Raw genomic sequence first — 19,901 nt, forward strand, 5'->3', positions numbered from 1 at the left:
GAAGGAGGCCGTCATGGCCGACCCCGAGTACGAGCTGACCGACGACGGCGAGGACTACGCCGCCGGTGACACCGAAGATGTGGAGGGCTGATGGGCTCGATCTGGCTGCGTGAACTCGACGTGTGGCTCAAGGATGCCGGGCTGGACTGTGAGGGCTGGCCGGGATGGCAGACCCGCTCCCGGTCGTCCGGCGGGTTCGACGGGGTGCGGGGGATCGTGATCCACCACACCGCCGGGTCGTCGAGGACCCCTGATCGGGACACCTGCCGGTACCTGTACGAGCGCGCTGATACCCGTCCGATCGGCAACGTGTTCTTGGCCCGCGATGGCAAGGTGTGGATCGGTGCCGCGGGCGCGGCGAACTGTCAAGGCAAGGGCGGGCCGGTCATGACATCGACGGGCACCGTGCCGCGCGATGACGGGAACCGGTGGATGTTCGCGGTCGAGGCTGGCAACAACGGTGTCGGCGAGGTGTGGCCGCCAGCCCAACTGGACGCCTACGTGACCCTGGTGGCCACCCTGTGCCGACGCCTCGGCCTCGACCCAATGCAGGACATCTTCACCCACAACTCGTGGTGCCAGCCGTCCTGCCCGAACCGCAAGATCGACCCGGCCGGCCCCACCCCGTCACATCCGACGCTCGGCACGGCCGGGCTGGACAGGTACGGGCGGCCCGTGATCTGGCGGCATGACACGTTCCGGGCGCTGGTGGTGGCCGAGATGGCCCGCACCGAGGTTATCCCGGAGGCGACGCTGCAGCTTGGGTCGCAGGGCCCGTCAGCGTGGCGGCTGATCGAGATCATGGACGCCTGGGGATGGCGCAAGCAGGCCCGCCCGAACGACGGCAAGTTCCTGGCCGCCGAGATCGACGCGGTGAAGGTGATGCAGGCGGCGCTCGGCGCGCCGGTCACCGGCGTGTACGACGAGCCCACCGAGGCCGCCTACCGGGCGTTCGGTGACTTCCTCGCCGCGCTCGCGGCGGCGCAGCCGGAGGCGGCGTGATGCTGGCGATTGCGTCGGCGGACTGGCCGGGTGTGCTCGCTGGGATCGCCGCGATCATGACCGTGGCCGTCATCGCCTGGGGTGTGTGGTCGGTGCGCGGCAAGCTGACAGCGATCAGCGCTGAGGCTGGCCCGCTGAAGATGTCCGCACAGATGATCGCCGAAGTGCACGAGCAGATCACCGACCCGAATGGTGGGACGACCGCACGTGGCGCGCTGGAGGAGATCAAGGCGGCGGTCAGCGCCGCCAGCGCCAACCATGACCGGTTGCGGGGCGAGATGCTCCGCGGGTTCGCCGCGTCCGTGGAGGACCGCCGCAACATCCACGCCGAGATCGGCGACATCAAGCATCGGGTGACCCGCATCGAGCGGCACCTGCACCTGGAAGGAGACCAGCCATGACCCGCTTCACCGGATTTCAGCGCGCCGCCCGCCGCGCTCTGGCCACGTTCGTGTTCGCCACGACCGGCCAGTTGATCGGGCTCCCGCTGCTCGACATGGACGTCGAAGCGTGGAAGCCGGTCGCCGCGGCCGGGCTCGGCGCGCTCGTCAACCTCGCCTACCGGTGGGCTGAGCCGATCGTGCGCGCCGACAACCCTGTCGACGTCAAGGGCTGACCGGTGACGACGGGCCCGTACCTCGATCAGTCATCGCAGACGTTGAACCTGCGGTGGACGCAGGGCGACCCCGTGTCTCTCGCCGCGGTGATCGTCGGTGGCGCAGACTGGGCCGGGACCTACACCGTCGAGTCGGAGACCGCCGGCGTCGCCGCCCTCGTCGCGGCGGTGACCGCCGGAACGATCACCGATCAGACCAGCGGAGCGTTCACCGCCGGGCCCGGGCCCGACGCCAAGCTCACGCTCACCCTCGGCGACTCGACCGGGGTCACAGCCGGCGTGTACGGGTGGCGGCTCCAGCAGACGGGCGGGCCAACGCGCCTGTCCGGCTCCGTGCACGTGGTGGCCTCGTGACCTGCCCGGTGACACTGGTCAACCAGCAGCCGCCCGTGGTGGTCCAGGTGCGCCGGCAGCCGATCCTGGTCACCCAGGTGCCTGGTGTCGGCCCGCCCGGCCCGCCAGCGTCGGACATGACTGTGACGGCCGCCTCTGCGCTCGGCGGGCATCGGGTTGTCACCCCGTCCGCTGGCGGCTGGGTGCACGCCGACACCGGTATCCCCGCCCATGCTCACGGCGCTGTCGCTGTCACGACCGGCGCGATCTCGGCCGGGCAGACCGGCCCTGTCCGCCAGTCCGGTGAGATCGTCGAGCCGTCCTGGTCGTGGACTCCTGGCGCGCCGGTGTTCTGCGGCCCGGCCGGTGTGCCGACACAGACCCCGCCGGCGGTCGGCTGGGTGCGAGTGATCGGTGTCGCGACATCGGCGACGTCGCTCGTCGTCGCACCCGAATCCCCCATCTCCCTCATCTAACCAAGGAGCATCTCATGGCCAAGTACATCGCCAACGTGTCCGGCACCCTCACCGAGGTGTCCGGGCTTGCGTCGTCGGCTGGCGCCGGTGACGCCGGCAAGATCCCCCAGCTGGATGCGGCCGGGAGGATCGATGCGTCGATGATGCCGGTCGGGATCGGCGCGGACACGGCCGCCATCACCGCCTCAGAGGCGTTGTCGGCTGGGGATCTGGTGAACGTGTGGAACTCGGGCGGGCCGAAGGTCCGCAAGGCTGACGCGACGACCGCCGGCAAACGCGCCCACGGGTTCGTGCTCTCCGCGGTCGCCAACGGCGCGACCGCGACCGTCTACTTCGAGGGCTCGAACACCGCCGTCACCGGGCTCACGGCCGGCGAACTGTTCCTGGCGACGACCGCTGGCGGGGTGGCGTCGGCCGCGCCGTCGGCAGCCGGGCAGGTGGTCCAGCGTGTCGGATGGGCAACCTCGGCGACGTCGCTGAACTTCCAGGCCGGCGAACCGATCACCCTCGCCTGATGCCGAAGGTTCTCGCGCTCGCCTCTGGTGTCGTCACCGAGGTCACCGTTGGCGGGCCGGTATCGGTCCCGTTCGGCTTCAACCGCACCCGGTTGGGTAGTGGTCTGCCGGGGCGGCTGTTGGGCGGGCTTGTGTCGGTCACCCCGACCGTGGAGTGGGTGTACGGCTGGCCGGTCGCAGTGAGCGAGGCGGTCACGTGGGATGCGTGGAAGTTGACGGTGTCGGCCGGGCAGGCGGGCGCGGTCGCGGCGTGCGCCCTGTACAGCATCACCGACTTCCAGACGTCGACGGTCGGGACGATGGTGTCCGGGTCGGACACGTCGGGGACGAGCCTGGCCACGGTCGGCTCGAAGGTGGCGACGCTCGCTGCGCCGCTCACCACCCCGCCCGGCTTGTACATCGCCGCCGCGGTTGTGTCCGGGTCGGCGTCAGCGCCGACCGTGTACGGTCTCCAGTTCGAGGACGACGGCTGCAACGGGATTGACCTGGACGGCTACAACCGGTTCGCTGGCTGGATCTTCGTTACGGGCGGCGCGACCACCTGCCCCGCCACGATCACCGTCAGTCACTACAACATCACGAACACGTACACGTTCGCGACGATGCGGAGATCCTGATGACCTTGACGCAGACGACGACCGGCCCCACCGGGCTGGTGCTGTACACCGAGACGTGGGACGACACGACCGGGGTCTACACCCGCACCGGTCAGGGGGCGACGACGCGGCCCCTCACCCCGGCCGAGACGGCAGCGCTCGCCACCCGCGCCATCGGAGAGGCTCGAGCCGCCCGCCAGACAGCGCTCGTCAACGCGATCGCCTGGCTCCGCACCCACGCCGACACCTACCGCAACGCCCCGCCCGCCACCACCGGCAACACCGTCTCGTACGTCGAGACACTCCGCCAGGACATGCCGGTGTTCATGGACGGGCTCGCGGACCTGCTCGCACATCTGCTCACGGAAGGAGCACCAGCGAGTTCTCCGCGGCGAACGGCGGCGACATCCGCATCTCGGCCACAGGAGTGATCACCGTCGCCGGCACCGTCAACGCCAACCCGTACCGTGAGATGTCGCTCACCCACATGGGCGCGGCGGGCGCGTACCGCGATGCCGTGTGGGAGTTCGCCGCCGGCGCAGAGTCGCAACCGATCCAGCTTGACCCCGGCCAGGCGCTCCTGATCCGCAACCCGCAAGCGATGGACGCCGCAGGCACCTTCCAGTTGGCGGTGGCGGTGGACTGGTACGAGGCCCCCGCCATGGACTACACCGGGTGATCCGCCGCTGCCTGCTGTGCGCTGTGGTGGTCGTCGCCGCCTGGTGCGCAGGCCCGGTCGTCGCCATCCACACACTCGACCGGCGGATGGCCGCAAGGTCGCCCGGCAGGTAACCCGCCCACCGCCTGCCGGGCACCTGTCCAGGGCGGGGGCCCCCCCGGGGGGGTCACCGGCCACCGACCCCGACCCACAGATCGCAGTTGATCCTGGCTCAAGCTGACCATCATGCTTGACCAACTAGGAGGAATTGAGCGAAAAACGCCGCATGGCTTGAAGTGTTCAGCGGTGTGCGTACTGCGTATACACTGACCGCACACCCCCGCGGCGAGTAGCCGATGGGCCAGCCCGGCAGCCCTCACCCCGGACACGGTCATGTGAACAGCACCTCCTGGGCGCACCGCCTGGCGGCCTTCTCGCAGTACTCCTCGTTGAGCTCGACGCCGATCGCCTTCAACCCAAGATCCTTTGCGGCGCGCAGCGTCGACCCAGAACCCATGAATGGGTCGACGATCACAGCGTCTGGCGCACACGAGTACCGGAGGATCGGCGTGAGCACCTCAAGCGGCTTCTGTGTCGGATGCAGCGTGGTCCTGGCGTCGCCGGGGTCGCCAGGGATGACGGTCAGCATGAGCCGTGTCCCGTCGTCCTGGTAGGACCCGCCTGCCATCGGGCGGACCTTGCTGCCGTCGTCGACGCTGCCGTTGCGGGTTGCTTTCACCGTCCACGGGACCGTCTTCGGCACGCGCGGTGGCGTCAGTGGGAGGTCGCCCCACGCACCTCGGTACCAGTGGGTCACCAGCTCGTGGGATCGGTTGAACCTGTCGTTCATCACCCCGCGGCCTCGCGGCTTCGACCAGACGATGTCCTGGGCGAGCTTCCACGCTGCGAAGTCGTCGCGGCGGTCGAGGAACATGCGGGTCGATCCGAAGCACCAGAGCTGCTGGATCGTGCTGCTCAACTCGGCGACCATCTGTGGCCACCCGACGGGCCACCGGTCCCAAGCGAGCGACGTCTCGCCGTACGGCGGATCCGTCACCATCACGTCGGCGGAGGTCCACAGGTCGGCGAGCTCGAGGCAGTTCCCGTGGTAGATCGTCACGTGGTCATCCGAGTAATACGGCTCGATCATGGTAGAGATTCTTCCATCTTGCTGGTAGAACTTCAACCGACCGATCGGAGGTCTTTATGCTCAACATGAGTCATAGCCCTCCGGCTGCAACCGAGCCGCACGAGGCGAACGCGGATGAGCACCGACCTTTTTCACAACCGGACGGAAGCCGAAGACCCCGGCTGACCGGGAGCGCAAAGAGATCCCCCCGTCACCCTCACCCGGTGACGGGGGGATCTTCGCGTTCAGGCCTTGGCGATTAACGCGATCGCGCCGTGCGACAGGCCGGTCGCCTCCCCGAGCGGCCGCAGCGTGCACCCGCCCTCGACCGCCTCCCGGATCGCCTGGTCCCGCCGCGCCGTCGACCAGCGCGCCATGCCGGCGAATGCGGCCGCCTCGGCCAGCTCCCGGCGCATCGACGGGGCGATCCCCAACTCGTCGGCCGTCTCGGCCCACCCGTACCCGTTGCGCCGCAGCCGGGCGATCGTCACCGGCGGCTCCTCGTCCATCGTCAACCCGAGCGCCCTGGCCCCGCCGTATGCCGCCCACACTGCGAGGGCGATGTCGTCGTCGTGCCATGCCATCACGCACGCTCCCACTGCATCCCGCGGGAGACGATGCCCTGCAGGAGGTTGACGGTGGCCTGGTTGCCGCCCCGCAGGACGATGGTCCAGGTCTTGCGGGCGGCGTCCCACCGTGCGCCCTGGGCCTTGAGCCAGTCGCGGGCGGGGAAGGTGTTGCCACCGATGCGGATGGTGCCGGTGAGGGCCTTGGCGGTGCTGTAGCTGGTGTCTGTGGTCATGTCACTAGTGTATAGAACCTAGACATCAGTGTCAAGTATCTGGACAGAGATTCTTGGGACTAGTCACCCGACCGCGCCGGCCACCAGCTCCGCCCGCCGCACATACCCCGCACCCGACAGATGCACCCCATCACCAGCCCACCCGCCAGCCACCGCCATCAGCCCCGCATGATCCACCACCACCACACCAACAGCCGAGAGCGCCGCGTTGAAGTCGGCGAACGACCGGGCCAGACCAGCCCGCCGGGTCGCCACATTCACCCACCACACCCGATGACCATCGCCGATCTCGGCCAGCATCGCCCGCACCCGCCACCCAAACGCCGTACGCCGCCACCCCGAGCCCGCACCCGCCGCACCCCACGCGTCGTTCGTGCCGAGAGCCACCACCCAGCAACTCGAGTCGCCGTGCTCGGCACGGATCGCCGCCACACGACGCCGGCCAGCATTCACCGACCGGCCAACCCGCGCATCCACCAGCACCGGCACCCCGGCCTCGGCGAACCGGGCACGCAACGCCTCACCACCAACCCACGTCTCCAGCGAGTCCCCCACGATCGTCACCCGATCACACGACCCACCCTCAGCCGACACCCGCCCCAACGGCACGACGAGACCCGCCACCACCATCGCCAATACCACCACTAGCCGCCGCCAGGGAACGGCGGGGAACGCTGCCCCGGTAAACCCCAGGCGATTCCAGTGCCCCGGCGTGGCTCCCGGCGTCCGTACGCTGGCCCGATGCGCCTGGCCGGACCATGACACGGTAGAGGTCTCGGGTTCGAATCCCGCCACGCCCACCAGGTCAGCACTCATTTTCGGCCACCTCGACTTTCCATTCTCGGGGAACGCGGGGAATACTAGCGGACATGCACCTGTACGAGAAGCCCAACGGCTCATGGGTCGCGGTCGTCCAACACAAGGGCCAGCGCCGCAAGATCACCCGCCCCACCCGCAGCGAAGCCGCGATGGAGGCCAGCCGGGCGCTGGTTGAACTCGGAGGCGCACCGACCGCTGACCCGACCGTCGCCGAGGCGCTCGAAGCGTGGATCGCCGATTCGACCGCCAGCCCCGCCTACATCGCCGACGCCCGCCGGATCCGCGAGCGGCTCCCCCGTCCGTTCATCGAGCGCCGGCTGTCCGAGGTCGGCCCGATCGTCGTCCGCCAACTGCTCTCCACCCTCACTCGCGACGGCCTCACCGTCCACCGGGTGCGCCGGGCACACACGATCCTGTCCGCCGTGTTCAGCATGGCCCAGTCGTGGGAATGGGTGGACCGCAACCCGTTCCACGTCGTCAGCGCCCCACCGGAGCCCGAACGCGCCGAATCCTTACCCGACCGGGACCAGGTCGCGGCGATGCTCGCCGACACCGCCGACCGGCTGTGGCTGCTCGTCAACACTGCGGCCACCACCTCGGCCCGCCGCGGTGAACTCTGCGCGCTCCGCTGGGAGTACGTCGGGTCCGACTCGATCACCATCGGCCCTGCCCTGCGCTGGCGACCAGGCGGGGTCGAGTTGGGCGCGGGGAAGTCCGGCAAGAAGGGCTACCGGGTCGTCGCCATCGACCCCGGCCTGGCCGACGCGCTCGGCGCCCACCACGACCGTCAACGCGCCCAAGCCGCCAAGGAAGGGCTCGGCGAACCCGTGTGGGTGTTCTCGCACCGGGCAGGGGAGGAGCCTTGGCGTCCCGACTGGGTGTCCAAGCAGTGGGACCGGCTGCGACGCAAGCACGGGCTGCCGGACACGATCCGGCTCCACGACCTCCGCCACTACATCATCAGCGAGCAGCTCGCCGCCGGGGTCGCACCGAAGGTGGCCGGTGGCCGGGCCGGGCACACGCAGACCCGCACCACCACCGACCGGTACGGGCACCGGATCCCCGCCGCCGACAGGGACGCCGCCGACACCGTGGCCCGCATCCTCGGCCGGTGAATGGCAAAGTGGCTCACCGACCGGGCCTGGTGACGCCTAGGCGGCCTTGCAAGCGAGATCTTCCAGGAAGAACACGATGTCCTCGAGCGCTCGATCTCGGCCCATCGGTGACGCTCCGGCAGGGCGTGGCCCTTCTTCCATGCGCTGACGCTAGCTGCCTCGATCTGGAGGTGGCGGGCCATGGCCGAGATCGCGCCGTGCGGCATCTCGCTTGCAAGCAGGCGTTGTATTTCCTTGCGAACGTCCACGTCCACCATCCTCCACACCATGCCACATCTTTAACTTTGGCCGGTTATTTCAGACTTGAAGTCTGAGACTGGATGTGTTAGCTTGAAGTCGTGATCGAAGTCATCGACTCCCCGGCGCTCCGCGAATACCTCGGACCGAGAGGCCCATGGGCCATCGAGTGCGGAGAGCGTGTGCGCAAGTTCCGACAGCGCATCGAGAACCTGAGCGAGACGATGCTCGCCGCCCAGGTCGGCACGACTGCGCAGACGATCAAGATGGTCGAGGCCGGAGCGATCGTGCCGCGGGACTACCTCCGAGCGGCGATCGCTTTCGCGGTGGGGCAGGACGTGGAGACGATCTGGCCGTCCCTCAGTCGCCGCCGCGTTGGTGAGATCGCGCAGGTGGCGTGATGTCTGACACGCCCACCCTCGACGAAACCCCCGCCCGCATCCTCGCCGACTACCCACTCCTCGACCTCCGCCAAACCGCCATCGTGCTCCGCCAACACGTCACCCGCGGCGAACACAAGGGCGAGCCCAACGTCCGCCGCATCAAGGAACTCATCGCCGCCGGACGCATCCGACTCATCGACCCCGAAGCCCCCGCCGCCATGTGGGCCGTCAGCCGCAAGTCGATCCTCGAATACCTCGGGCTCGACCAGCAGCAGGGGAGCGCGGCGTGAGCAGCAACCCCTACACCACCACCGTCGTCTACCAGTTCTTCAACACAGACGGCCAACTCTTGTACGTCGGAGCGACCGGCAACATGCTCGTCCGGTTCTACGGGCACACCAGCGCCACACCCTGGTACCACGAGGTCGCCACGATCAAGGTCCAACACTTCGCTGAACGGGCCACCGCCCTCAGTGTCGAGGCCGAACTGATCCGCACCGGCTGCCCGCTCTACAACTCGCAGCACTCAGTCACTGGACCCAGGGCACACACGGGAGCGCCAGGGCGACCCCGCGGTGTCGAGATGGAAGGCGAGCGATTCCGGGCGTTGCTCGCCGAGCGCGGTGTGCTGATCGTGGAGGTCGCCAAAGCAACGGGGATACATCGGAAGACGCTGGCGAACTTGGCGCACGATCGAGGCCGCACCAGCCGTGCCCGCGCCGAAGCGATCGCCGGGTTCTTCGGGGTGCCCGTCAAGTACCTGTTCCCCGCCGTGCGCGGAACATCCAAGTTCGCCGTCGTTCCCGCGTCCCCCCCTGCGGTTGAGCGGCGGCTGCCCGGCCAGGGTTGCACGCTCCTGGCCGGGCATGACTCGCAGGCAGGTGCGGCGTGAGCGGTCGTGTCCCGTACCGGCCGGGTCTGATCCGGTCCACGAGCGGCAGCGGGCTCGTTGCGGCCGGAGGGTGTCCGGCTCGCCGACCTGGTGCTTGTGGGGGGGGGGGGGGGGGCGTCACCGCCTACGTCCGGGTGTTGCGCGGCGCGGCGCGCGCTCGTCCCCGGCGACTTCCCCACTGGAGTGCCTCGCGTACGACTTGTGGACGCTGGCTGTGCTCGACGCCGCCACGGCGGCGCTGCAAGTCGCTCAGGGACGGTCGTCCGCTCGGGCGACGCTGCGCTGTTACCCGCACCGACGGTGGCCCGCGTGAACGCCCGCGGCCCGTACCGGCGGGTCGCCACCGGCACCCGGCTCGTTGCGGCGCCGACCGCGGGCCGGGCCCGGGGGCGCGGGCCGCGCGGCGCGCGCCGGCCTGGCCGGGGGGCGGCGTCCTGGTCGCCCGGCAGCACCGCACCGAGACGGGCGTGTCGTGAGTCTGCTCCGTTTCGTCGCGTTCGGGCTGGTCGAGGCCGGCGTGCTCGTGGTGCTCGCCGTTGCCGGCGGGCTCGCCGGTCAGACGATCGGCGCAGCCGCGGCACGCCGGGCGACCAGGGACCGTGTGCGCTGCGCACGCCGGCCACGACAGGTGATCGACGGCTGGACCCAGCCACAAGTCGACAGGGAAGTACGAGACATCTTCGAACGGGAGGGACTGCGATGAGCATCATCGTCAAGACACAGGCCGAGTTGGACGCCGCGATCGCGGCCGGCAGCCAGGGCATCATCATCGACTCACCGGCCGGCGTGTGGCTATCCGTTGGTGGCTCGGCCACCGTCTGGGCGTCGGGCTCGGCCACCGTCGAGGCGTCGGGCTCGGCCACCGTCGAGGCGTGGGGCTCGGCCACCGTCCGGGCGTCGGACTCGGCCACCGTCGAGGCGTCGGGCTCGGCCACCGTCGAGGCGTGGGGCTCGGCCACCGTCCGGGCGTCGGACTCGGCCACCGTCCGGGCGTCGGGCTCGGCCACCGTCGAGGCGTCGGGCTCGGCCACCGTCCGGGCGTCGGACTCGGCCACCGTCGAGGCGTCGGGCTCGGCCACCGTCGAGGCGTGGGGCTCGGCCACCGTCCGGGCGTCGGGCTCGGCCACCGTCCGGGCGTCGGGCTCGGCCACCGTCCAGGCGTCACCGCTCGTCGCCGTCTATCTCCACTCCGGCCGAGCCGTCGTCCACGGCGGCACTCTCATCGACCTCACCGCCATCACCGAGACAGACCCGGTCACATGGTGCGCCGTCCACGGCGTAGCTGTCACGGATGGGATGGCGAGCCTCTACAAAGCGACCGACGGCGACCTGACGGCCGGACACAGTTACCGGCCGGTCCGCTACGACGTAGGGACCGAGCCAGTCGCCCCGGACTTCGACGCTCGCAGCGAGTGCGGTGGAGGCCTGCATCTGTCACCCACGACGGGCCAGGCGACCACATACCGGTCTGATGCCTCCCGGTGGGTGCGGGTCGAGGTCCCGGTTGGTGAGATCGTGCCGATCCCGTCGCTGCTGTCGGGTGCGGTCGCGAAGTGCAAGGTGCGGACGTGTCGTGTGGTCGCTGAGGTTGACCGGAATGGCCGGGAGATCGCTCGATGACCGCCGAACGCTTGGTGGACGTCTGGGCTGCTGACGTGGCCCGGCGGGCACGGCACCACGCCGCCGTGATCGCTGCCGCCCACCGGGCGGTGGCCGTGGTGCTCGACACCGACCCGACCCCGCCGCACGGGATCGCCCGGCCGATGCTGCGCCGCGTGGACGGGGGACGGTCATGAGCCCGGTCGCCGCCCTGTGTGAGTCGCGCACCGCGCAGATCCTCGCCACCGCCAGGACGGAGGCGCACGCCCGCTACACGCTGGCCGCGGAGCGCACCAAGGGCCGCGGTGACCGGTTCGCGGCGCGCATCCTGGCCGGACCACCGAAGGACTGGCGGCCATGACCGCTGTACGGAAGACGGATGCCCCTGATCCCGTGGAGGACGACATGACCGCCAGGGACGACGCTGTCAGGTGGCTTCAATCGGAAGCGATCCATGCCGGGCAGCCGTTCGAGCTGACCGAGGGTCTAGAGCGCTGCATCGCAGCCGCGCTGGACCGCTCCACATCCCACCTACAGACCGGTGGGGGTGCTGGCATCATCTGCGACCCAACCACTTGTGGTCCTGTACGGGCGGCCTGCGAGGACGGACTCACTCGTCTGGTCACCGCCCACCATCACCCTCCCGGGCGAGGCCGACATGACCGCCAACCCGTACATGGGCCTGTTCGACGACCCGGAGCGTGTCGACCTGGCTGACGGTGGCTGCGGGCACGGCGGCGTCGACACCCACACACACGACCCGATCGCCACCGACCAGCCACGCGTCACCGTCGGGTCACGCTGGACCGACAGCCAAGGCGACACCTGGACCGTCATCGAGATCCGGCAGGGCCGTGTCGTCATCGACGGCGGTCAGGGGCTGCCGGTGACGATGCACCGGGCCGCGTTCGGGACCACTCTGCGCCCGGCCGAACTCCCGGGCCAGCTCGACATTTTCGGCGGTGAGCGATGAGCGCCGAACGGGTGCGATGCGCCTACATCTTCCCCAGCCGCCGCCGCTGCTCCAACACGGCCACCAACACCCCATGGTGCCGCAAACACGACCCCACGACCGAGCACGGCGGTGAGCGATGACCGCCAACCAACCAACCAACAAGCAAGGAGAGAGAGTAATGAGGAAGATTCTGACCGCCGCGGTGGCGCTGGCTGCCGTCCTGGCGGTACCTGCCGTCACGTCGGCGCACCACTCGACGCACACCGTCACGGTCGAGTGCACGGCCCCGGGCGTGTGGTCCGCTGAGGTCACTGTCGTCTACCCGGTGGAGGGCGCTGGCTGGTCGGCCGGGCCGATGACCGTCACCGCCGGTGACGTGGTCAAGACAGCGGCCGAGCCCGGCGACAGTGTGACGTTCGCGTCGGGGCCGCTCACGGCGGACTCGTGGGCGCTGACGTTCGTCGTCCGGTGGGCGAACGGGGTGACGCAGCGGCCTGTGACGTTGACCGCGACGAGGCCCGACGGGTGTGTGCCGAGCACAACCCCGCCGACGGACCCGCCAGTGACCACCCCGCCCACTGAGCCGCCGGTAACGACGCCCCCGACGGATCCGCCAGTGACGACCCCCCCGACAGATCCGCCGGCTACGACCCCGCCGACCGAGCCACCCGCCACGACGCCCACGACCCCGCCGACGGATCCTGCGGTGACCACCCCCGCCACCGACCCGGCCCCAACCACGCCCGACACCACGCCCGGCACTGAGCCGCCGAGCACGACCCCCGACACCGACCCGGCCGGCACCACCCCTGCCACCGTCCAGACCGGCCCGTCTGTGCCGCCAGGCCCGCAAGGGACGCTGCCCGCCACCGGCCCGGCCGCAGCCACCAGCGCCATCGCCGCCACAGCAGCAGCACTCATCCTCATCGGGCTCGTCGCACGGCGGCTCAGCCAGCCGCGCCGGCCGCTGGGCCAGCGCCATCCAAGGTGACCCGGATGGCCCGATCTCGTCATCTGCGGACACGGCCGCCTGTGGGTCATCGAACTGAAGCGGCACGGCAACAACCCGACCGCCGACCAGGTGTCGTGGCTGACCGCGTTGACGCGGGCCGGGGTCGACGCCCGGCTCGTGATCGTCCCCGACCATCAGCAGGCGCTCATCGACGAGCTTGCACGACACGCACGGAGCACACCATGACCGACACCCTTGACAACGTCCGCTCTGAATGGCTCGACTGGCGACGGGGTGGCATTGGTGGGTCGGACATCCCGGCCATCTGTGGCCTGTCGAACTTCGGCTCGCCCGTCAGTGTGTGGGCTGACAAGACCGGCCGGACTGAGCCGACAGAGACGACCGACCGCCAGCGGATCGGGCAAGTGCTCGAAGGCGCGTTGGCGCAGCTGTTCCATGAGCGCACCGGCCTGCATGTGCTCGGCGAGCAGACCTGGTGCACACATCGCGCGATGCCTCACTTCCGCTGCACCGTCGATGGCTTCGTGGCCGAGTCCGCCGAGTCGTCGATCGACGACGTGCTCGGGACGGTGCAGTTCAAGACCGACGGTCGATTCGGGTGGCCCGACGGCATCCCGCCTTCGATCCGCGCTCAGTGCGTGTGGGAGATGGGCGTCACGGGCTTGGAGCACTGCTGGCTTGCCGTGTTGTTCGCCGGGTTCCGGTTCGAGGTGTTCGAGCTGTCGATGGCCGACTGCGAGGCCGACCTCGACTGGCTACAGGGGCGCGCCGCGGCGTTCTGGACCGACCACGTCCTCGCTGACGTCGCGCCGGCCGCCGACGACCTCGACGTCACGTCCTCGACCATCCGCACGATCTGGCCCGACCACGTCGAAGGGGAGACCGCCGACCTGTCGGCGATCGCCGCTGAACTCGACGAGCGGGCGCGGCTGAAGGCGTCCGTCGCCGTCGCCGACAAGCGCATCAAGGTCATCGACAACACGATCCGCCTGGCGCTCGGCGACGCCGAGACGGGAACCGTGGATGGCGTTCCCGTCATCACCTACCGCTCGTCACTGCGGGCTGGCTACGTGGTCGAGCCCACCACCGTGCGCACCCTGCGCACCGTCACCCACAAGGAGAAGAAGGCATCATGACCAGCACCCTGCAGAAGGCATCTGAGGCCAAGGCCGCTGAGCGCCGCCCAGGCGCAGACCTGCGCGATGCCATCAAGCGCAGCGAGTCGCAGTTCGCGATGGCACTGCCTCGCCATGTCGGCGCCGAGCGGTTCGTGAGGTGTGCGCTGACGGCCATCAACACTGTGCCCAAACTCGCTCAGTGCTCGCAGACCAGCATCCTCGCCGGACTGATGCAAGCAGCCCAGCTGGGGCTCGAAGTGTCGGACGTGCGCGGCCAGGCGTACCTCATCCCGCGGCAGGTCAGTCTCAAGACCGACGACGGTTGGCGCAAGGAGTGGCAGGCCACGTTCCAGCTCGGCTACCGAGGCATGATCGACCTCGCTGCCCGCGCCGGGATCACCGTCGACGTGGACGTCATCTACGAGAACGACACCTACGACTTCCAGCGCGGCACCGACGCCAAGCTCCACCACCGGCCCACGCTCGGCGATCCGGGGTCACCCATCGCCTACTACGCCGTCGCTCACTTCGCCGACAGCCGACGCCCGGCCTTCCTACTGATGTCGGTCGCCCAGGTCGAGCGTCACCGCGACCGGTTCGCTCAGAAGGACCGCGACGGAAACCCACCGAAGGTATGGGTCGAGCACTTCGACGCGATGGCGATCAAGACCGTGATCCGTCGGCTACTCGACAAGCTTCCCACGTCGGCCGAACTACGTCAGCAGGTCATCGAGGCAACCGCCGCAGCGGACGACGCCGCACCCATGCCACACCTGGCGGTCGTGCCACAGATGGAGCTTCCCGAGGCCGACTCCGAGCTGTTGGCTGACACCAACGTGATCGACGTCGCAACCGGAGAGATCACCGAGGCCACCCAGTGAGCGCCGAGCCGGCTTTCCGGCTGACCAGCAACGGCACGTTCGCGATGTTCGCCAACGACGGCACCCGCCTGGCCGAGATCCTGTTCAACGACCGGATCCGCCACCGCTATGCGCTACTGGAGATCTTCGCCGACTTCATTGCCGCTGATCAGGGGGTGGAGCGCGAGTGAGTCGAGAACCCAAGTCCGACCGCGAGCTGCAGCGCACCGCCGACCGCTTCGAGCGTTTCCTGGCCGTGGTGCTCGCCAACTTCGACGCCCGCCGCGCCGCGGCTCGAGCCGCCCGCATCGCCAAGGAGTGGACGTGATCACTGGCCTCAAGTTCATTGTCACCTGCCCGGCCTGCGAGGTCCCGCTGCGGCTCATCAACGAGGCGAACAACGGCCGCGTGCAGACCATCGGCGTGCTCGTGTGCGACACGCACGGCGAGTTCGTGGTCACGGTCCGGCTGTCACGGGCTGGCACCCACAACACCGTCCGTGGCCGGTTCCCGCGCGCCGGCAGACCGAAGGTGAGCGCAGCATGAGCGACACCCTGTTCGACCCGGGCCCGCCCACCATCACCACAGCGAAGGAGCGACCCGACCTGTCCGCGGACGCCCGACGCACCATCCGCGACCGAGACCTGATGGATGTCGGTATCCACCCGGCCACCCGGAAGCCACTCGCCGGCACCGGGCTCACCTGCGCGACCTGCGTCCACCACCACGCCGTCACCCACTACACCAGCCGGGCCAAGACGTGGCACAAATGCGACCTCCACCGGCTCGGTACGTCACACAGCGCCGCGTCCGACATCCGCACCTCCTGGCCCGCCTGTGTGCTCTACCAGCCAGGAGACGACCAGTGAGCGCCGCCGTGTGGCACACCGGCGATGTACGCCGACTGCTCGCCGAGATGCCCGACCGGTCGGTCCACTCGGTCATCACCTCGCCGCCGTACTGGCGGAAACGGCGCTACCTCCCGACCGACCACCCCGACGCCGACAAAGAGATCGGGCAGGAACCGAGCCCCGGCGAGTTCCTGGCCACACTGCTCAGCATCACTGATGAGCTGTGGCGGGTCGTCCGCGACGACGGCACCATCTGGGTCAACCTGGGCGACACCGCCGCTGGTTCGGGCGGTGCGGGCGGGGACTACAACGAGGGTGGGGATCGCGCCGGGCAGAACCGTTGGAAGGCCGCAAGCTGGCCGACCGATGGCATGGCCGCCGAACGCGGGTTCCCGCTGCGCAAGTCCACGTGCTGGATCCCCGAACTGTTCGGGGCCAGTCTCGCCTACGGCCGAAACCTACTCACGGGCGACCCGTGCCGGCAGTGGGTCGTCCGGCCGAAGGTCACGTGGTGCAAGCCACGGGTCACTCCAGGGCAATGCGACGACCGGTTCCGCACAGCGACAGAACTCATCGTGTGGGCGGCAAAGCGGCGCGACTACTACTTCGACGCTGCCGCCATAGCCCAGGAACGCGCCGACTCGGGGAACCGAACGCGCGCGGGGCCCGGGCCGCGCCCAGGGGGGCGCGGCAGGGGGCCCCCGGGGGGCCCCCCCCGACAACCGAATCACCAAGGCCTACGATCCCGGCCAGCGACAAGGGGGTGCCACCGCTCGACTGGTGGGTCATCGACCCGTCCGGCTACGACGGCGCCCACTTCGCCACGTTCCCGCCCGAGCTGATCACCCGACCCGTCATCGCCTCGTGCCCCGAAGGCGGCACCATCCTCGACCCATTCGGCGGGTCAGGCACCACCGCAGCGGTGGCCACCGGACACGGCCGCAACTGCATCAGTTTCGACATCAACGAGTCCAACCTCGACCTCGCCCGCGAACGCGTCGGCATGTTCCTCACCGAAGCCGAACGGACCCCAGCATGACCGCCGCCCAGCTCCCGCTCACCATCCCCACCCAGCCATGCCGGCCGGTCCACTGGATCTGCCCGCTGCGCGGCTGCCGCAACGGGGTCACCGTCGCCACCCGCACACCACCCCGCTGCCCCAGGCACGGAGCCATGATCCCCGACCCGGAGGTCCCAGCATGACATCGGCCCCCGCCACTACGTTGCAAGGAGATGCACGTGGACGACCAGACCGCCCGCCGACTGTTGCGCGAGGTGCGCAGGACCGCCGCCGCGCTGGACACCGCCAAGGCCGAGCGCAACACGGCCATCGTCGCCGCGATGGAGGCCGGGATAGCACGCGCCGAGATCGCCAAGGCCGCGACGCTCAGCACGCAGCGCCTCAAGCAGATCCGTCGGGAATGCTTGAACGACCACACCGCCTCGGGCTAGGTTTCTTACCAACACATAGCGGTGGTCCCGGCGTGTTGACGCACCCGGGACCTGGCCGCAGCACCTACGAAGGAGGCGCTGAACGACATGGCGGATGATACTGCCCCGACCCGCACGAATGCTCGGCCGAACCTGCCGATGTACCTCGACGTCGGCGGCCTAGTCGAGTTCATCGACGACATGATGGCCCGCTGCGACATCGACCCCAGGTCGAAGATCAGCGTCGAGCTTCACACCAACTCCACCGACCACACCAGGACCTTCGACATCGTCGGCATTGAAGCACACCTGTGCTCCTTCGAGCCCGACACGTTCGTCATCTGCATCGAGGAGGACTGATGGCCGCCGGTGGACTGTACGCCCGCTTCGACTGCGGAATGCCACGCGACCCGAAGATGAGCCAAGCCGGCGCGCTGGCCCGACTCATCTACATGGAAGCCGTCATGTACTCGAAGGAGAACATGACCGACGGCCTGATCGAACGTGTCGCGCTCGCTCACTTCACCGTCGACGTCGACCAAAAGACGAAGATGAAGGAGCTGAATCGGCTCGCGAAGCTCGGCGCGCTCGAAAAGGTCGAACTCGGATGGAGAATTCCCGAGGAAGTCTGGCGCAGGTGGAACCCGCTGAAGGTCGAAGTGGACGCGAAGCGCGCTGCCGCCGCGGAGAAGAAAGCCCAGTACAGAGCGGCCAAGAAGGCCGGAACGACCGAATCTGTCCACGATGTGTCCCCCTCGGACACGTTGGGGACGCGACAGGTTGTCCAAGGTCTGTCCTCGACACCAGAACCAGAACCAAAGACAGAACCAAAGACAGAACCAAAGACAGAACCAGTACCAGTACCAGTACCAGAACCAGAGAGATCCCCTCCACCTCCTCGAAACTCACGCTGGTCGCGACCCCACCACCCGAGGAGGAGGAGGAGGGGGACGTCGCCTTCGACCGGCTGATCGACGAAACCATCCACCACGCCACCGAACTCAGACTCAACCGGGCCAAGAAACGACCCGAAGGCATCGGCAACCCCACCCGATACCGGGCAGTCCTCCGAGACCAAGCACACCAGGACCTCCCCGAAATCCGCTCCAGCCTCGCCAAAGGACTCACCCCCACCGAGGCAGCCCACCTGCTCGTCTACGGCACCACCGGGAAAGCCGAGGCATTCTGATGACCCCCGCCGAAGCACGCCGCCTCATCGACCGCATCGAAGCCACCTGGGGTCAACTCACCCCAGCCGCCGCCGCCGAATGGCAAGACACCCTCGAACCGCTCGACCACGGAGCGACCGGCACCGCCTTCGCGCGCCTCAAGGCATACTCCACCCGATCGGCCACCATCGCCGACTTCCTCACCATCTACGCCAAGATCGACACCGCCAGCCAACACCAGCGCATCGACTGCTCGACCTGCGCCGGTGACGGGCTCAAGCACTACCACCGCGACGACTGCCCCGACCCGCACCGCGAGGACTGCGGGCACAACTGCCCTGTCGGACCGTGCCACTGCCCGAACGGCGACCACCACCGGGACACCTGGAAGCGCACCTTCCCGGCGCAGACGGCACGTCCGACGGTGGTGGCCGACCCGATGGCCGCCGCCAAAGGCCGGGCGATCGCCGAACGAGCCCAAGCCACCGAACGAGCCAGGCTCGCAACGTTCCGCGTCGGCGTCCACGTCAACGACATCGGAGACCGGGGCCCGCCGCGGGGCGCCCCGGGGGGGGGGGGGCCCCCCCCGGGGCCGCCCGGGGGGGGCCGGGTCGGCGCTTCGCCGGGCCCCCCGCCCGCGGCCGGGCCCGCGGCGGGTTCCGGGGGGGGCCTCCCTGCCCGGCTTTCTGGCCCCGGCCCGGGGCCCTGCCCCGGGTTTTGTTCGGTCGTCCGGCCGGGGGGTGGGGGGGGGGGGTTCGGCGCCCTCGGGGGGGGGCCGGCTTGGGGGCGGCCCGCGGTTTTTGCGCCGGGGGCCGGCTTGGGGGGGGGTTTTTGGCTCGGGGGGGTTTTTTTTTTTCTTTTCGCCTTTTTTTCTCCGGGGGAGCATCGTGACCCCGCAGCGTGTCCAACTGTCGCGCCGGAAGGGCTGGCAGCTGCCCCCAAATTCGATCAGCGTGGCCCGCCCGACCAAGTGGGGGAACCCGTACCGGGTCGCCACCGGCTGCCAAAGCACCGACCTCGCGTCAAGAACGATCGTCACACTGATGTTCCAGGCGCTGACCGCAACAGACGACCCCACGGCGAGGGAGTCCACGCACACTGCGCCGTACCCAACACTGGCCGAGATCCGCGACCAGCTCGCCGGGAAGAACCTGGCGTGCTGGTGCCCGCTCCCCGAACCCGGCCAGCCCGACTGGTGCCATGCGGCCGTCCTGCTCCGACTCGCCAACGAGACCCAGCCATGATCCTCCCCCTTGACCGCGACCTGATCGCCCAATGGGCCGAGCACGGCATCCCGACCGACCCGTCCACCCTCGACTACGCCAGGCGTCTCGTCGTCCGGCTACTCAGCGAGTACGACGCACTCACCGCT

General features: G+C 69.3%; 37 protein-coding genes. 32 read left to right on the forward strand and 5 right to left on the reverse strand.

Going from position 1 to position 19,901, the window contains the following annotated elements; genetic code table 11:
• The first annotated feature begins 90 nt into the window (after window positions 1-90).
• From IPJ59_RS31445 to IPJ59_RS31485, 9 genes are read left to right on the forward strand one after another with little or no spacing between them, the layout of a single operon-like run.
• Window positions 91-1,002, forward strand: coding sequence for a peptidoglycan recognition protein family protein (locus IPJ59_RS31445; protein ID WP_293274805.1), 912 nt, complete (start codon window positions 91-93; stop codon window positions 1,000-1,002).
• Window positions 999-1,403, forward strand: coding sequence for a hypothetical protein (locus IPJ59_RS31450; protein ID WP_293274806.1), 405 nt, complete (start codon window positions 999-1,001; stop codon window positions 1,401-1,403). Before IPJ59_RS31445 ends, IPJ59_RS31450 begins: the two co-directional genes overlap by 4 nt.
• Window positions 1,400-1,618, forward strand: a complete 219-nt coding sequence (locus tag IPJ59_RS31455) for a hypothetical protein (protein ID WP_293274808.1) — start codon at window positions 1,400-1,402, stop codon at window positions 1,616-1,618. Before IPJ59_RS31450 ends, IPJ59_RS31455 begins: the two co-directional genes overlap by 4 nt.
• Before the next feature lie 3 nt (window positions 1,619-1,621).
• A complete protein-coding gene (locus tag IPJ59_RS31460) occupies window positions 1,622-1,972 on the forward strand; it encodes a hypothetical protein (RefSeq protein ID WP_293274810.1) in 351 nt (116 codons plus the stop codon).
• Entirely contained in the window at window positions 1,969-2,427 is a 459-nt protein-coding gene (locus IPJ59_RS31465) for a hypothetical protein (protein WP_293274812.1), read from the forward strand. Before IPJ59_RS31460 ends, IPJ59_RS31465 begins: the two co-directional genes overlap by 4 nt.
• Window positions 2,428-2,441: 14 nt before the next feature.
• Complete coding sequence (locus IPJ59_RS31470) at window positions 2,442-2,942, forward strand: hypothetical protein (RefSeq protein ID WP_293274813.1); 501 nt, start codon at window positions 2,442-2,444, stop codon at window positions 2,940-2,942.
• Window positions 2,942-3,559, forward strand: coding sequence for a hypothetical protein (locus tag IPJ59_RS31475; RefSeq protein WP_293274814.1), 618 nt, complete (start codon window positions 2,942-2,944; stop codon window positions 3,557-3,559). Before IPJ59_RS31470 ends, IPJ59_RS31475 begins: the two co-directional genes overlap by 1 nt.
• The gene (locus IPJ59_RS31480; RefSeq protein WP_293274816.1) at window positions 3,559-3,969 is read left to right on the forward strand and encodes a hypothetical protein; all 411 of its coding nucleotides are present in this window, start codon (window positions 3,559-3,561) and stop codon (window positions 3,967-3,969) included. The genes IPJ59_RS31475 and IPJ59_RS31480 overlap by 1 nt, the downstream gene beginning before the upstream one ends.
• A complete protein-coding gene (locus IPJ59_RS31485) occupies window positions 3,966-4,217 on the forward strand; it encodes a hypothetical protein (RefSeq protein ID WP_293274817.1) in 252 nt (83 codons plus the stop codon). Before IPJ59_RS31480 ends, IPJ59_RS31485 begins: the two co-directional genes overlap by 4 nt.
• 370 nt (window positions 4,218-4,587) lie before the next feature.
• Here IPJ59_RS31485 and IPJ59_RS31490 read toward each other — a convergent pair whose 3' ends face one another.
• The 4 genes from IPJ59_RS31490 to IPJ59_RS31505 form a co-directional block, all read right to left on the reverse strand.
• On the reverse strand, window positions 4,588-5,346 hold the full coding sequence (locus tag IPJ59_RS31490) for a DNA-methyltransferase (protein ID WP_293274819.1): 759 nt from the start codon (window positions 5,344-5,346) through the stop codon (window positions 4,588-4,590).
• A 224-nt stretch (window positions 5,347-5,570) separates the two neighbouring features.
• Window positions 5,571-5,834: a hypothetical protein gene (locus IPJ59_RS31495; protein ID WP_293274820.1), complete on the reverse strand. Its 264-nt coding sequence runs from the start codon at window positions 5,832-5,834 to the stop codon at window positions 5,571-5,573.
• 74 nt (window positions 5,835-5,908) lie between these two features.
• Complete coding sequence (locus tag IPJ59_RS31500; protein ID WP_293274822.1) at window positions 5,909-6,127, reverse strand: hypothetical protein; 219 nt, start codon at window positions 6,125-6,127, stop codon at window positions 5,909-5,911.
• Between the two features lie 63 nt (window positions 6,128-6,190).
• Window positions 6,191-6,943: an SGNH/GDSL hydrolase family protein gene (locus IPJ59_RS31505; RefSeq protein WP_293274824.1), complete on the reverse strand. Its 753-nt coding sequence runs from the start codon at window positions 6,941-6,943 to the stop codon at window positions 6,191-6,193.
• A gap of 152 nt (window positions 6,944-7,095) precedes the next feature.
• On the opposite strand from IPJ59_RS31505, the gene IPJ59_RS31510 reads away from it, so the two are divergent.
• The 22 genes from IPJ59_RS31510 to IPJ59_RS31610 all read left to right on the forward strand — a co-directional run bounded on the left by IPJ59_RS31510 (window position 7,096) and on the right by IPJ59_RS31610 (window position 18,331).
• Window positions 7,096-8,061 (forward strand): tyrosine-type recombinase/integrase, encoded by a 966-nt coding sequence (locus tag IPJ59_RS31510; RefSeq protein ID WP_293274826.1) that lies wholly within the window; start codon window positions 7,096-7,098, stop codon window positions 8,059-8,061.
• A gap of 338 nt (window positions 8,062-8,399) precedes the next feature.
• Window positions 8,400-8,699: a helix-turn-helix domain-containing protein gene (locus IPJ59_RS31515; RefSeq protein ID WP_293274827.1), complete on the forward strand. Its 300-nt coding sequence runs from the start codon at window positions 8,400-8,402 to the stop codon at window positions 8,697-8,699.
• A complete protein-coding gene (locus IPJ59_RS31520; RefSeq protein WP_293274829.1) occupies window positions 8,699-8,971 on the forward strand; it encodes a hypothetical protein in 273 nt (90 codons plus the stop codon). Before IPJ59_RS31515 ends, IPJ59_RS31520 begins: the two co-directional genes overlap by 1 nt.
• A complete protein-coding gene (locus IPJ59_RS31525; RefSeq protein WP_293274831.1) occupies window positions 8,968-9,573 on the forward strand; it encodes a GIY-YIG nuclease family protein in 606 nt (201 codons plus the stop codon). The genes IPJ59_RS31520 and IPJ59_RS31525 overlap by 4 nt, the downstream gene beginning before the upstream one ends.
• Window positions 9,574-10,045: 472 nt before the next feature.
• A complete protein-coding gene (locus IPJ59_RS31530; protein WP_293274833.1) occupies window positions 10,046-10,276 on the forward strand; it encodes a hypothetical protein in 231 nt (76 codons plus the stop codon).
• Window positions 10,273-11,193, forward strand: coding sequence for a head GIN domain-containing protein (locus tag IPJ59_RS31535; RefSeq protein WP_293274834.1), 921 nt, complete (start codon window positions 10,273-10,275; stop codon window positions 11,191-11,193). Before IPJ59_RS31530 ends, IPJ59_RS31535 begins: the two co-directional genes overlap by 4 nt.
• Window positions 11,190-11,369, forward strand: coding sequence for a hypothetical protein (locus IPJ59_RS31540; RefSeq protein WP_293274835.1), 180 nt, complete (start codon window positions 11,190-11,192; stop codon window positions 11,367-11,369). Before IPJ59_RS31535 ends, IPJ59_RS31540 begins: the two co-directional genes overlap by 4 nt.
• On the forward strand, window positions 11,366-11,533 hold the full coding sequence (locus IPJ59_RS31545) for a hypothetical protein (RefSeq protein ID WP_293274837.1): 168 nt from the start codon (window positions 11,366-11,368) through the stop codon (window positions 11,531-11,533). Before IPJ59_RS31540 ends, IPJ59_RS31545 begins: the two co-directional genes overlap by 4 nt.
• A gap of 315 nt (window positions 11,534-11,848) precedes the next feature.
• Complete coding sequence (locus tag IPJ59_RS31550; protein ID WP_293274838.1) at window positions 11,849-12,145, forward strand: hypothetical protein; 297 nt, start codon at window positions 11,849-11,851, stop codon at window positions 12,143-12,145.
• 160 nt (window positions 12,146-12,305) lie between these two features.
• Entirely contained in the window at window positions 12,306-13,118 is an 813-nt protein-coding gene (locus IPJ59_RS31555; RefSeq protein ID WP_293274839.1) for a hypothetical protein, read from the forward strand.
• Window positions 13,119-13,321: 203 nt separating this feature from the next.
• Window positions 13,322-14,236, forward strand: a complete 915-nt coding sequence (locus IPJ59_RS31560; RefSeq protein ID WP_293274840.1) for a YqaJ viral recombinase family nuclease — start codon at window positions 13,322-13,324, stop codon at window positions 14,234-14,236.
• Window positions 14,233-15,099: a recombinase RecT gene (locus IPJ59_RS31565; RefSeq protein ID WP_293274842.1), complete on the forward strand. Its 867-nt coding sequence runs from the start codon at window positions 14,233-14,235 to the stop codon at window positions 15,097-15,099. The genes IPJ59_RS31560 and IPJ59_RS31565 overlap by 4 nt, the downstream gene beginning before the upstream one ends.
• Window positions 15,096-15,269: a hypothetical protein gene (locus IPJ59_RS31570; RefSeq protein WP_293274844.1), complete on the forward strand. Its 174-nt coding sequence runs from the start codon at window positions 15,096-15,098 to the stop codon at window positions 15,267-15,269. Before IPJ59_RS31565 ends, IPJ59_RS31570 begins: the two co-directional genes overlap by 4 nt.
• Complete coding sequence (locus IPJ59_RS31575; protein WP_293274846.1) at window positions 15,266-15,406, forward strand: hypothetical protein; 141 nt, start codon at window positions 15,266-15,268, stop codon at window positions 15,404-15,406. Before IPJ59_RS31570 ends, IPJ59_RS31575 begins: the two co-directional genes overlap by 4 nt.
• Complete coding sequence (locus tag IPJ59_RS31580; RefSeq protein ID WP_293274847.1) at window positions 15,403-15,624, forward strand: hypothetical protein; 222 nt, start codon at window positions 15,403-15,405, stop codon at window positions 15,622-15,624. The genes IPJ59_RS31575 and IPJ59_RS31580 overlap by 4 nt, the downstream gene beginning before the upstream one ends.
• Entirely contained in the window at window positions 15,621-15,947 is a 327-nt protein-coding gene (locus IPJ59_RS31585) for a hypothetical protein (protein ID WP_293274849.1), read from the forward strand. Before IPJ59_RS31580 ends, IPJ59_RS31585 begins: the two co-directional genes overlap by 4 nt.
• Window positions 15,948-15,994: 47 nt before the next feature.
• Complete coding sequence (locus IPJ59_RS38345; protein WP_366524734.1) at window positions 15,995-16,771, forward strand: DNA methyltransferase; 777 nt, start codon at window positions 15,995-15,997, stop codon at window positions 16,769-16,771.
• On the forward strand, window positions 16,693-16,968 hold the full coding sequence (locus IPJ59_RS38350) for a site-specific DNA-methyltransferase (protein ID WP_366524732.1): 276 nt from the start codon (window positions 16,693-16,695) through the stop codon (window positions 16,966-16,968). Before IPJ59_RS38345 ends, IPJ59_RS38350 begins: the two co-directional genes overlap by 79 nt.
• Window positions 16,965-17,132: a hypothetical protein gene (locus IPJ59_RS31595; RefSeq protein ID WP_293274851.1), complete on the forward strand. Its 168-nt coding sequence runs from the start codon at window positions 16,965-16,967 to the stop codon at window positions 17,130-17,132. The genes IPJ59_RS38350 and IPJ59_RS31595 overlap by 4 nt, the downstream gene beginning before the upstream one ends.
• Window positions 17,133-17,168: 36 nt before the next feature.
• A complete protein-coding gene (locus IPJ59_RS31600; RefSeq protein WP_293274853.1) occupies window positions 17,169-17,381 on the forward strand; it encodes a hypothetical protein in 213 nt (70 codons plus the stop codon).
• An 87-nt stretch (window positions 17,382-17,468) separates the two neighbouring features.
• Complete coding sequence (locus IPJ59_RS31605; RefSeq protein ID WP_293274854.1) at window positions 17,469-17,720, forward strand: hypothetical protein; 252 nt, start codon at window positions 17,469-17,471, stop codon at window positions 17,718-17,720.
• Entirely contained in the window at window positions 17,720-18,331 is a 612-nt protein-coding gene (locus IPJ59_RS31610) for a hypothetical protein (RefSeq protein WP_293274856.1), read from the forward strand. The genes IPJ59_RS31605 and IPJ59_RS31610 overlap by 1 nt, the downstream gene beginning before the upstream one ends.
• Window positions 18,332-18,515: 184 nt before the next feature.
• On the opposite strand, the gene IPJ59_RS31615 is transcribed toward IPJ59_RS31610, so the two are convergent.
• Entirely contained in the window at window positions 18,516-18,860 is a 345-nt protein-coding gene (locus tag IPJ59_RS31615; RefSeq protein ID WP_293274858.1) for a hypothetical protein, read from the reverse strand.
• A 622-nt stretch (window positions 18,861-19,482) separates the two neighbouring features.
• On the opposite strand from IPJ59_RS31615, the gene IPJ59_RS31620 reads away from it, so the two are divergent.
• Window positions 19,483-19,773 (forward strand): DUF4326 domain-containing protein, encoded by a 291-nt coding sequence (locus tag IPJ59_RS31620; protein ID WP_463673383.1) that lies wholly within the window; start codon window positions 19,483-19,485, stop codon window positions 19,771-19,773.
• Window positions 19,774-19,901 lie beyond the last annotated feature (128 nt).

The organism is Nannocystis sp. (assembly GCF_016714285.1).
Taxonomy (GTDB): Bacteria; Myxococcota_A; Polyangia; order Nannocystales; family Nannocystaceae; genus Nannocystis.